The sequence below is a fragment of the Dasania marina DSM 21967 genome (assembly GCF_000373485.1).
GTDB lineage: Bacteria > Pseudomonadota > Gammaproteobacteria > Pseudomonadales > Dasaniaceae > Dasania > Dasania marina.
The window spans coordinates 109,432-120,699 of the sequence record NZ_KB891591.1 but is presented as its reverse complement, the minus strand read 5'-3'; the positions used below and the strand labels follow the sequence as shown (position 1 = coordinate 120,699).

Sequence of the window (11,268 nt, the reverse complement as noted above, 5' to 3'; positions counted from 1 at the left end):
TCAACCGCTTCTCGTTGCGCAGCAAAGCCAAGGTGCAGGGCCAATGGCGTTTATTCTGCATGGTACACAATATCGAAAAGGTGATGCGTTACGGTGAAATGGAAAAAGAAAGAGCCCAAAAGGTGGCCTAAAGGGCAACTAATACGCGCTGACTGCGCATAATATGGCATTATGTCAAATAGATGTGGGTGGTTTCTACACAGTCTAGAATCATCCCATAAAACCAATAGAAGAGAGCTATGGACAGACGATTTTTCCCGAAACGTTTTTCTACAAGCTCGTTAGGTGTATATGGATCGTACCTTTAAAATAATTATTAACTTAAGCATGCTGGCCCTAGTAGTCAGCTCTGCATTTCACTTAATCTTACTTAGCTCTGACAGCGAAACTTATAGGCTGTGGGTTTTCACCCAAATTACGATACAACTAATTGGTATTTCCTTGCTCATATTTGTTCGTAAATTCAGTGCAATTGCCTTAATGTCATTTTTCTTATTATCAATCCCATTTATATTAATTAACGCAACTAAACTAAATTACGGCCACATCACATACAACGGCATTTTATTCTTCTTATATTGGGTGGTAATTGGTAGTCTGGTTTATTTAAATCGCACTCATGCCAAGTAAAACACCTAACAAGTTTGGGAATATTCGCACTTCGTGCTGGACAGCTAAAAGCGCTGCTTCGCAGCAACGCTGCCTATGCCAAAGGCGTTAGGGTACAAATGGAATTTCTCGAGCAGTCCAAGTTCTTACCGAGAATAGAAGTAATATACATGGAACTTTTACCAAAGATCAAAGAGATATTTCCCGACTCAAGAGTTGAGCATGTTGGCTCGTCGTCAATTCCTGGCGCGATATCCAAAGGAGATTTGGATATATTCCTAGGAGTAGGCAAGGAAGAATTCAGTGAGGCTATTCAGCAATTGGGTAGTCTTGGTTTTTATGAAAAAGAAGACACACTACGTACTGAATCGCTTCGAATGATGATCACCAATCTATATTCAGAAGATGTAGCCATTCAGGTCGTAGAAAATGGGTCTGAATATGATTTCTTCGTCGAGTTCAGAGATAAGTTGAGGTCAAATCCAGAGCTAGTGTCGCAATATAATAAATTAAAACTTGGTTGCATCGGTATGGAGTATAACCGGTACCGAGATATAAAGTCCGCTTTTGTCGAGTCTGTGCTAAACACACCTTAACAAAGACATCAAAAATCGTTACGGCCAAAAAACGGCCTCCACTGGAAGCGCTAACGCGCCTTTTATAGCGGCGTTAAATTCTCAAGGATAGTATGGATTACATAACGGAATGGAGAGCAGTAAAGCGGAAGATGCAATTTATTGCTCTAGCAATAATTATATTTATCATTTTAAGCTTTTCCGTACTACTAAATTACGAAACCAGCTTAATATCGGCAGTTATCCCCTTATCACTAATAATTTATGCTTTTGCCCTATACAATATTGGCGTTGCCCTCACTGCAATAAGCTATTCAAGTTTTGGCAGCGCGGACATGACGAAGCCGTTTCTTCATTATCTAAATGTATTGGTTGTGGTTCAGTACTTAAATAATGTAGCAAGGCCAGTCAACACCGCTGCTGCTTTGGCCTTCGTGCCTTATAAAACGAATAAGAACAGCGTTACATCGGCATGGAGGCTTAATTTTTAATTCGTCACACCCAGGGCATTCGCTTTGCTCAAGGGTAGCCCCCGCTCGAAAAAGCTGTGATACAGAGCTACGGAGTAGGTCAAGCCATAGGCTCATTTGATTAAAGCCTGTAGTTACAGCCGCTAATAATTCGTTTGGCATTGATAGAAATAGATAGCTTATCGCATCACCATACCCCGCTTTCGCGGGTATGGTGACTAGCAGATCATCTCGGACAGTCACTGGGCTGCGATGACCTTTACACGTTGGCAATAGCGGCTTTAATATCCTGCGGTGTCATTGGAAGAGTGCGCAGCCTTGCTCCGGTAGCCTTATAGATAGCATTAGCTATGGCAGGTGCGACGGGAGTGACCGCCGGTTCACCAAGGCCCGATGGGGCCGCTTTACTGGCGATAAATTCCACTTTAACTTCAGGGGTTTGGCTTAAACGCAGGGGGGTATAGGTATCAAAATTAGTGTCTTTGAATTGCCCGTTTACTAGCTCTGTGCCTTCGAATAACGCCATTGAAAGGCCCCACAATGCGGCCCCCTGACACTGCGCTTCGGCACCATTGGGGTCGACGATAATCCCCGCATCGATAACAACGTAGAGTTTTTCTACATTGACTAAACCCGTGGCTTTATCCACATGTACTTGTACGGCGCAGGCAACCCATGTTGGCATATCCCGCTCTTGGCCAAAGGTTGACGCGATGCCTAAACCATAGCCTTCCGCTTGCTGAGTACCCCATCCAATCATGTCTGCGGCTTGCTGCAATACCGCCGCTTGACGACTGGCGCCACCCACTGCGATAGGGCCACTGCCAGCATTACGCCCTTGAGCTGTAAGCAGTTCAAGGCGGAATTCCAGCGGGTCTTTACCTGCATGGTGTGCCGCTTCATCCATAAAGCTTTCAACTGCCCAGCCCGTCCAGCCGGGGCCAACCGAGCGCAACCAACCGGGCCGAAATGATGCATTGGCTAAGTCATTAGATACTGCACGTACTTTTTGCGCCCCAACACGGTACCAGTGATCAGCACCGGCGATTGAAAACGGATCGAACACTACACCGTTTACACCTTTAGGCATGAACACTGGAACCATCACTTCAGTCGGCCACCCTGCTGTTGCGTGATGCTCCATGGCTACAACGTGCTTGGCACTGTCAAACGCCATTTTTAATTGCTGCACTGAAGCAGAACGGGGGCTGTCGAATAACATATCCTGCGGACGAGTCATGATTAGCTTAACGGGCTTTCCACCTAATGCTTTCGATGCTAGCGCCGCTGGAACGGTGTAGTCACCGTTCAGCCTGCGACCAAAACCACCGCCTAATAGATAAGCACGAATTATTATTTTTTCTTCAGGTACACCGAGTGCTGCAGCGAGGACCGACGCCGTCAGAGACTGCCACTGGCAGCCGGAATGGATCTCCCAAAAACCGTCTTCACTTTGGCACACCAGCGCATTGAGCGGCTCCATCTGCGCATGCAACACGGTGTGAGTGAGATATTCATGTTCGATAGTGTCAGTGGTTTTGGCAAACACACTGGCGGTTTCTACAGTGCCGGTGTCTAGGATGGCACCTTTGGCGTTATCCTTCAGTAATGCGCGGCCATGGCTGATGATGTCGGCTTCTGACACCGTGACAGCATCGCCTGCCTGCCAAGATACCTTGACCAATTTGGCGGCTTTTTGCGCAGCCATAAAGCTGTCAGCAATTACCATCACCCAACCGGGAACGGTGCCACTAGGATCATCCAGCGCAATCGATTGTTGATAACCTTTGACCGCTTTAGCTGCACTATCATCCAAACTGGTAACGCTAGAGCCGTAGCGAGTTGGCGGCTGAATAGCGCTGGCATAAACCATGCCTTCCATTTTGGCATCAATACCAAACACCGCTTTACCGGTGGTTTTGTTATCGATGTCTAGCGAGGTTACCTGTTTACCCACTAATTGCAGCTCATGATTGGGCTTCAAGGTTAAGGCTTTGAGCTCCTCTTCGGTAAACTGCCGGCTGACGCCTTCAGCTACCAAGTCGCCATAACTGATTTTATGCTTACCTGATAACACCATGCCATTTCGGGCTTTACAGCTTGCCGGCGATACGCCCCATTTTTTAGCTGCCGCCTCAATCAGGGCGGTACGCCCTGCCGCCCCGGCTTGGCGATAAACCGGCCAGCTTTGCGACACGGACCAACTGCCACCAGTAACCATCAAGCCCCATTTATTAGCGCTATCCACATGGATAATCTCAACATTTTCCCAAGGGGCTTCCAGCTCATCAGCCAAAATGCGCGCAATGGCGGTACCCACATGCTGACCCATCTCAGAGCGGATGATATTGACTTTAACTTTACCCGCTTGGTCTATGGTGTACCAAAGTGAAGGCTCGTAAACACTGCCATTATCAGGCAACACACTACCTTTGTTCGTAGCGGGGTCCATGGCAGCCAAGGCGCTGCGTGGAAAACCAAAACTGACGCCAACCGCCGTCATGCCAATCAAAAAGCCGCGGCGGGTAATGCCGTTAATACCATTCTTGTTATCGCGTAAGCTACTCATCGCGGGCCTCCTGTTTCATTGTGGCTGCCGCTTCGTGAATTGCTTCGCGAATACGTACATAGGTCATGCAACGGCACAGATTGCCGCTCATAACTGCGTTGATGTCTTCATCCGTTGGGCTGGGAAAATCTTTTAGTAACGCGGCAGCCTGCATAATTTGCCCTGACTGGCAGTAGCCACATTGGGGGACTTGGCGTTTTTGCCAAGAAATTTGTAGCGGGTGGTCTCCCGTTGCCGATAAACCTTCAATGGTGGTGATTTCAGCCCCTTCTACTGCGGATACTGGCGTAACACAGGAGCGGGCCGCACGGCCACCAATATGCACCGTGCAGGCGCCACAAGTACCAATACCACATCCAAATTTGGTGCCCGTCATATCCAACTCGTCGCGAATAACCCACAACAGTGGGGTATCACTATCAACATCTGCGACGACTGGCTTGCCGTTTACAATAAATTTTGCCATTACTCAGGTCTCCCGTGAATCACTGCTCAAAACGGGGTTGATGGCGGATCTCCCCCACTTTTTTTATCAGATTGGGCCAAGGTTGCTCCCCCGCCGATTGGCGTAGGTAGGCGGCAATGGCAGCAATATCGTTATCACTCAATGCATTACGAAACCCTGGCATTACAAGACTGCTGATCCCTTGGTCACTGCGTACGCCATCGAGAATCACGTTAATGAGGTTGGTGGCGTCATCAAGATGTGTTGCACTACCTAGGCTCAATAATGGACGCCCTTTTATTAACGGATCACCACTGTAATGGCATGCGGAACAGGTAATGGTGTATAACCGTGAGCCTTCATCAATACGCATATCCGGTATTTTATGCTGTGTTTTTAGGGCTATTTGTAAGGTATCGCTAGCTGCGGGGTCATCAGTGACATTGCCCGCATGATCGGCAAAGTAAACACTGATGGATGTAATATCACTATCCGACAATGCCGCCAGGCCATGGTGAACTACTGGCGCCATAGGGCCTGCAGCGCTGCCGTGGAAGGGTGAATTGCCGCTACGCAGATATTCATAGAAATCTATTTGTCGCCAGGGTAGCGGTGACGAACTGCTGCTGGTCAGTGCAGGCGCAATCCAGCCATCAATTGCAGCGCCTTGATACATCTTGCTGTACAGCTCGCCGCCTAAAGCATTACGCGGTGTATGGCAGGCTCCACAGTGAGCAACCCCTTCAGCAAGATATGCACCGCGATTCCACTCCGCTGATTTATCCTGATGAGGGGAGAAGCGTGAAGTATCCGCAAACAGTAGTTTCCAGCCGGCCTGTAAAAAACGCAGATTCAACGGGAACGGAATACCGTTTTCTTTCTTCAACTGCTCCACCGCAGGTATCGATGTCATGATGTAAGCATATATGGCTTTTATGTCGCTATCCGTCAGCTTATTAAAATGCTCAAAGGGAAATGCTGGCAATAGATGGTGGCCGTCACGGCTTACCCCCGTGCGCATGGCTCTATTAAAGGCTTCCTCTGACCAACTACCAATACCGGTATTAACATCTGGGGTGATATTGCTGGAATAAATAACCCCAAAAGCAGTATGCATCTGGTAATTACCCGCATAGAGTTTTCCGCCGGGTAACGTATGACAAGTACTGCAATATCCTGCCGCTGCTAGCTTTTTTCCTTGAGCAATCGTTTGTTGAGTAAATTGATCTTTGGCGGGAGGTGCGATTGGTGTGAACGCTGGCTGCCAAGCGTAAAAGCTAAACAGTCCAACACCAACAATGACGGCAATACATACGCTGTAAATAACGCGCTTAAGCATATTACATTTCCTTATCTCGTGAGTTAAACGGACGCCCATATAACATAGGGGCCGTTTTTATCGGTGATATATTTGTTATTGTAATAAGCATGCAGTGTCATCGACCAAGTAAACATTAGTGCGTCATGGTGTTGCGGTCAACCAATACAGGCTTGACGTTGCCACGGTTTGATCTGCCGCCAGTACCCAGCCACCTCAGCATCAGCTTAAACTGGTTTTGCTGCTCTAGCTTATACTTGGTCTAATCATCCGGCAAAAACCTTGGCCGCAACGGCTGAAGCGGGCACGGCCAAAGAGAATGATATTTAGCCTACTGCTCTACTTAACTTAGCTTGGTAACACTCTATTAGGGTAGCAAGAAACAGGAGAGGGGTGCATGATAGCGCGTAGCCGCTAAATCTTTATTGAGTACTGGGCATTTTTAAACACCTTTATGGCGACGAAATACTCCTGTTATGCATACTTCAGACTAAGCCGCCGTATGTAATTTTTTACACGTATCAGGACCCATAAAAATTGTGCTATGTTTGCTCATGCTAGCACCTTATGAAAGTCATAATACCTAAGCAAAATAGAACCCACTATTTACTAAGGAAAAAAACATGTCAAATGAAGGTTATCACGAACCTATAGAAGAGCTCACCAACGAAACAAGAGATATGCATAGAGCGATTACATCACTGATGGAAGAGCTCGAAGCAGTAGATTGGTACAATCAACGCGTAGACGCCTGTAAAGACGAAGAGTTAAAAGCCATTCTTGCTCACAATCGGGATGAGGAAAAAGAGCATGCCGCAATGGTGCTTGAATGGATTAGAAGAAAAGATCCTCGCTTTGATAAAGAGCTAAAAGATTATTTGTTTACAGATAAGCCTATTGCTCACAAATAAATAGCAAAGCAAGCGCTGGCACAGTAGCCCTAGAGCCTCACCGGTTTAACGGACTCTTTTTCTAAACAAAGAGGCTCTCTAGTCGAGAACGAGGTGTAATATGAAAGGAACGTCATTACTGATATTGCTGCTAGCTATTCTATTACCTGTACTCGCCGCATATGTGGATGTTCTAGGCGGAAGCTATCCCACCTTGGCAGCCAAGTTAAATACAAAGATTTTAATAGGTGAGATTGTAGCAGCTGTTGCAATCATTACACTTGTGCCTACAGCTGTAGTGTCATGGCTTAAGTCTAGTCGTGGAGCATTAGAGTTTTCCGCATTGGGTATCCATATAAAGGGGCCTGCTGCGCCAATTTTGTACTGGGTTTTAATATTCGTCGCCGTTAGCGCTACAGTAATAGCTTTGCTGGGTATTTTCCATCCACAACTAGGCACAGAACTAGCTGCTCATTAAACTTACCTAAGCTTAGTCACCGCACCGCTACGCCGCCGACCCTAAAGACGCTTACGCCATAGGCTCGCAGTGTATTTATATGGTCATCAAATCCCTGCCATGCTAGCCTGAGCTGCCCACGGCTTACCCATAAGCATGTGCACGCGAAGCAGGCCAAACAAGAACCTCGGCTAAGCGTGCGAACGACCGGCAAATCATCTACAAACACCAACGGGAACTTATTTTCCGGCTTGCCCCTAAATACTACATAGTCATACGCACACTCTTAAGAATATTACCTTTGTATAGCAAGTCGTATACAAATTTGAGCAAACGAAAATTTGACGATTTTTAAAGGATATAATGGAACATTCAAATATTTTATTAGTAAGAAAATTTTTTGCCAAAGTACTCACACTGATATTTTATGGGCTGGCTGTTGTTATTGTCATCTCCTTACTGGTTAATATTGTCGACGGTATTATCAACAAGGAAAATATCACCGAGGTTTTTTTAAGCAGTATCAACACAGGCATTATTGCGCTGGCTGTTTTTGAATTAGCGTTTATTATTAATAAAGAATATTCCGGCCCTGACGAAGACAGCCAGAAAGATGCCGTTTCAAGCTTACGGGAAACGCTTCCTAGGTTTATCGGTACTGTTTGCGTTGCTTTATCGCTAGAGGGGCTGATTATGGTCATTAAATACAGCCAATTAGATTTGGCCGGTAACCTATACTACCCAGTGGCCATTATTGTTAGTACGGCACTGCTTTTATCCTCATTAGGCATCTTCTTATACTTAACCGATAAACGACACTAAACAGATAAAACAAGAGGGTATTGACTACAAAGGATTACAGGGTAATAACTGTGGGCATAGGCCAGACAAATTGACTGCTTCATTAAATTAATCATGATTGCCAAAGTAAGCAATAAAGCTATTTTTAGTAGCCAAGTGTTCTCTATAAACATAGTGACGTACCCTACTGGCAGCAGTGTAATGAACCATATTGACCCCGTGCAACAGGGGCGTTATTACAAGCTTAACATTGTGCTTTTAAAGCCTAATAAAGGCGGTGTGTTTACCTGTTCAAGGTGCATTATAAACCTCTTTAACCGCCTTTATTTATTTCGACCCGACAAACACCAACACAGTGTATCTACGATTGATTCGGGAAAACGAGTATTGCTGAGTTTTGCGCTAAACATTTAGTCAACAGTAACTAGCAGGCACTATCTACATAGCTAATTCACGTTTAAGTATTATACTCATAGCTCTGAGGCTATAGCCTACTGCAGTGGTAAGGGTACAGCTTTGCCTCGAATAGAAAGCATTAATTACACCAATAGAACATTCAACTACATATTATCAACATAATAAGAGCAACAGGAGTCACAATGAAAATCATTAGTATTGCCTTAATAGTTATAGGCATTGGCCTTGCCATATGGGGGTATCAACTATCTGGCTCTATAGGCTCCCAGCTTACACAAGCCGTCACAGGGGCCGATACGGACAAAGTAATGACTTTCTACATTTCAGGTGCCATCAGTTTTTTTGTTGGCATATACCTTTACACTAAAAATTAAACAGGTGACATCATGGAAATAGAAAACTTAGTCATATTTTTAGCTTTGGGCGCGTTAGCCGGGTGGCTTGCCGGAACAATAATGAAGGGAAGAGGCTTTGGCTTACTAGGTAATATGCTTGTAGGCATTGTTGGCGCTGTCTTAGGTGGCTATGTATTCAGCTTACTAGGCATAACCGCAGGTGGCTTAATAGGCTCGATAATTACCGCCACGGTTGGCGCTATACTTTTATTGTTTATTATTGGCATTATCAAAAAGGCCTAACGGAATAACAACTAATGAGGTGTAGCTAGCCCATAATTGCTAGCTAACACCACGTTTATAATTACAACCATATTTTTTGATATTAATGGCAGCTACCGCAGCAAACTGTAAAGACATTAGAACTAACCGTGATTAAAATAACGCGCACGCCTTAGCTTATTTGTATGACAACTCTCGCCTCCCCACTATCAATTTTCGCAGTACAGCAATAACACTGCGCTTATTTGTCTGCCCTTGCGCGGAACATTATGTTTCAATGGCAGCCAATCAGGAGCCGTAGTAATGGAATTATTAGTTGAATATCCCTTTTTATTAGTCCCGTTAATCTTTTTTGCCAGAGTTGCCGACGTTTCTCTGGGAACCTTTCGAACCATTGTGGTATTTCGCGGCCACAAACTCCTGGCTTCATTTATTGGATTTTTTGAAATCATTATTTGGCTAGTTGCCGCCGCCCAGGTTTTGACCAACCTTGACCAATGGTATCTTGCCCTAGCCTATGCCAGCGGCTTTGCCGTGGGTAATTATGTTGGTATATCGATAGAAAACCGTTTTGCTATTGGCAATGAACTGATTCGCTGCATCTCATTCAACCGTGATGTGCTAGCCGAAAAATTACGTGGAAAAGGGTTTAAAGTAGTATCATTTGACGGCGATATGGGAGAAGCCAACCCCGTTGAACTGCTACTTATTATTGAAAAAAGACGTAATGTGTCTTCGCTTATTCAGTCCATTAAAGAATTTGATCAGACTGCGGTTTATTCTGTGTCGGATGTAAAGAGCGTTTATGATGGCCCGGATCTTTTGCCTAGACGGCATTTTTTAAGAAAGTGAATTTTACTATTGCGGGCAGCACTTATCGTAACAAGGACAACATTACGCAAGCATAATCATAATTATAATCATAGCCAGTGCAGCGTTACCTATAGCAGTGGCAACATCATATTCACCGCCAACACCCGACAAACGCCGTTTAATCAGTATTTTACGGTGGCCCAAAAAGCACTGACGCTTACCTCTCTGGCCAACCTGCAAACCAATTCTGGCCGGGGCATGGATTAACCTCACCCTCTTTAACCTTTAATAAAAAACAAGTTCTTAAACTTACTATGCCCACTCAAACAGCGTTTCCTTTTCGGCATATTTTTTATAATCGCGACTAATCATTCTATCTGTGGTATATTCTGCGCTCTTGTCGTTCTTTCTACGTTTGTTGACTCAGCGTAGCATCAAGTACACCATTTTTATCGTCGCCATCTCATTTCTGGCTTCGCGGTTTTCGCAACCTAATACTGCTCATCTACACCTTGTAACGGCTATGCCTTTGCGCTGCACCATTGGTGCCGGCAATTCTGCGCCTGCCGAAAAGAATTTCTATGCACTTGATATCACACAAGATTATTAAGTATCACTTTATGGATCACTATGACTATAGGCAACACCGACGCTCAACAATCACAACCTAGCATTCTTTCCTTTGTAAAAGATTTACCCAACCTATGCTCACTTGCGGGGTTAGCCTGCACGATTTTAGCCATCTACTTTAGCATTCTTGGGGTTTATTACGCTGCCATGATAGGCATGATCTGGGCAGTTGCTTTTGACTGGGCGGACGGGCTTATTGCCAGAAGAATGAAAGGGCGAACAGGTAACGATCGCGCTTTTGGTGGCCAGCTTGACGTGTTAATAGACATTGTTAGCTATGGTGTTACACCGGCCGTTCTGTTGTTGAGCTATGGCAGATTTGAACCACTATTTCTAGTAGGCGCTTTTGTAATGCTAGCTGCGAGCGCGATACGGTTAAGTTATTTCAGCACCTTCGGCCTTTCTCCAGGGGCTAAATACACGGGCCTTGCGCTAGATAACAACAGTATTATTCTGGTTTTTATATTTTTATTTGAAAGCTTATTCAGTCAAGAAACTTTTTCCGTGGTGCTTTATGCCAGCGGCGTATGGCTTGCCATTCTCAATATCTCTCAAATAAAGACACCAAAACTTTCTGGAAAAATACTCAACGTTTACTTGCTGGCAATCTATACGCTGGCAATAACAGCGGTTTATGGCTGGAAACTTTTATAGCAA

At 45.2% G+C, this 11,268-nt stretch carries 11 protein-coding genes; 8 read left to right on the top strand and 3 right to left on the bottom strand.

Annotation, left to right across the window (positions count from 1 at the left end):
* Positions 1–779: 779 nt before the first annotated feature.
* Complete coding sequence (locus tag B067_RS0118700) at positions 780–1,205, top strand: GrpB family protein (protein WP_205620005.1); 426 nt, start codon at positions 780–782, stop codon at positions 1,203–1,205.
* Positions 1,206–1,913: 708 nt separating this feature from the next.
* On the opposite strand, the gene B067_RS0118690 is transcribed toward B067_RS0118700, so the two are convergent.
* From B067_RS0118690 to B067_RS0118680, 3 genes are read right to left on the bottom strand one after another with little or no spacing between them, the layout of a single operon-like run.
* Complete coding sequence (locus tag B067_RS0118690; protein WP_019531626.1) at positions 1,914–4,223, bottom strand: xanthine dehydrogenase family protein molybdopterin-binding subunit; 2,310 nt, start codon at positions 4,221–4,223, stop codon at positions 1,914–1,916.
* Positions 4,216–4,689, bottom strand: a complete 474-nt coding sequence (locus B067_RS0118685) for a (2Fe-2S)-binding protein (RefSeq protein WP_019531625.1) — start codon at positions 4,687–4,689, stop codon at positions 4,216–4,218. The genes B067_RS0118690 and B067_RS0118685 overlap by 8 nt, the downstream gene beginning before the upstream one ends.
* A gap of 19 nt (positions 4,690–4,708) precedes the next feature.
* Entirely contained in the window at positions 4,709–6,007 is a 1,299-nt protein-coding gene (locus tag B067_RS0118680) for a cytochrome c (RefSeq protein WP_019531624.1), read from the bottom strand.
* A gap of 602 nt (positions 6,008–6,609) precedes the next feature.
* Between B067_RS0118680 and B067_RS0118675 the strand changes: the two genes are divergently transcribed.
* From B067_RS0118675 to B067_RS0118635, 7 genes are all read left to right on the top strand, one after another.
* Positions 6,610–6,897, top strand: coding sequence for an encapsulin-associated ferritin-like protein (locus B067_RS0118675; protein WP_019531623.1), 288 nt, complete (start codon positions 6,610–6,612; stop codon positions 6,895–6,897).
* 100 nt (positions 6,898–6,997) lie between these two features.
* Positions 6,998–7,354, top strand: a complete 357-nt coding sequence (locus B067_RS0118670; RefSeq protein WP_019531622.1) for a hypothetical protein — start codon at positions 6,998–7,000, stop codon at positions 7,352–7,354.
* 342 nt (positions 7,355–7,696) lie between these two features.
* Positions 7,697–8,155 (top strand): hypothetical protein, encoded by a 459-nt coding sequence (locus tag B067_RS0118665; protein ID WP_019531621.1) that lies wholly within the window; start codon positions 7,697–7,699, stop codon positions 8,153–8,155.
* A 578-nt stretch (positions 8,156–8,733) separates the two neighbouring features.
* Positions 8,734–8,925 (top strand): DUF3185 family protein, encoded by a 192-nt coding sequence (locus B067_RS0118655; RefSeq protein ID WP_019531619.1) that lies wholly within the window; start codon positions 8,734–8,736, stop codon positions 8,923–8,925.
* A gap of 12 nt (positions 8,926–8,937) precedes the next feature.
* Entirely contained in the window at positions 8,938–9,189 is a 252-nt protein-coding gene (locus B067_RS0118650; protein WP_019531618.1) for a GlsB/YeaQ/YmgE family stress response membrane protein, read from the top strand.
* A gap of 282 nt (positions 9,190–9,471) precedes the next feature.
* A complete protein-coding gene (locus B067_RS0118645; RefSeq protein ID WP_019531617.1) occupies positions 9,472–10,020 on the top strand; it encodes a DUF2179 domain-containing protein in 549 nt (182 codons plus the stop codon).
* 591 nt (positions 10,021–10,611) lie between these two features.
* Entirely contained in the window at positions 10,612–11,265 is a 654-nt protein-coding gene (locus B067_RS0118635) for a CDP-alcohol phosphatidyltransferase family protein (RefSeq protein WP_019531615.1), read from the top strand.
* The last annotated feature ends 3 nt before the right edge of the window (positions 11,266–11,268 follow it).

Bases quoted from the DNA above. Each gene is read 5' to 3' on its own strand.
- B067_RS0118655 (WP_019531619.1), top strand. From the start codon at position 8,734: ATGAAAATCATTAGTATTGCCTTAATAGTTATAGGCATTGGCCTTGCC.
- B067_RS0118645 (WP_019531617.1), top strand. From the start codon at position 9,472: ATGGAATTATTAGTTGAATATCCCTTTTTATTAGTCCCGTTAATCTTT.
- B067_RS0118665 (WP_019531621.1), top strand. From the start codon at position 7,697: ATGGAACATTCAAATATTTTATTAGTAAGAAAATTTTTTGCCAAAGTA.
- B067_RS0118685 (WP_019531625.1), bottom strand. From the start codon at position 4,689: ATGGCAAAATTTATTGTAAACGGCAAGCCAGTCGTCGCAGATGTTGAT.
- B067_RS0118675 (WP_019531623.1), top strand. From the start codon at position 6,610: ATGTCAAATGAAGGTTATCACGAACCTATAGAAGAGCTCACCAACGAA.
- B067_RS0118690 (WP_019531626.1), bottom strand. From the start codon at position 4,223: ATGAGTAGCTTACGCGATAACAAGAATGGTATTAACGGCATTACCCGC.
- B067_RS0118670 (WP_019531622.1), top strand. From the start codon at position 6,998: ATGAAAGGAACGTCATTACTGATATTGCTGCTAGCTATTCTATTACCT.
- B067_RS0118700 (WP_205620005.1), top strand. From the start codon at position 780: ATGGAACTTTTACCAAAGATCAAAGAGATATTTCCCGACTCAAGAGTT.
- B067_RS0118680 (WP_019531624.1), bottom strand. From the start codon at position 6,007: ATGCTTAAGCGCGTTATTTACAGCGTATGTATTGCCGTCATTGTTGGT.
- B067_RS0118635 (WP_019531615.1), top strand. From the start codon at position 10,612: ATGACTATAGGCAACACCGACGCTCAACAATCACAACCTAGCATTCTT.
- B067_RS0118650 (WP_019531618.1), top strand. From the start codon at position 8,938: ATGGAAATAGAAAACTTAGTCATATTTTTAGCTTTGGGCGCGTTAGCC.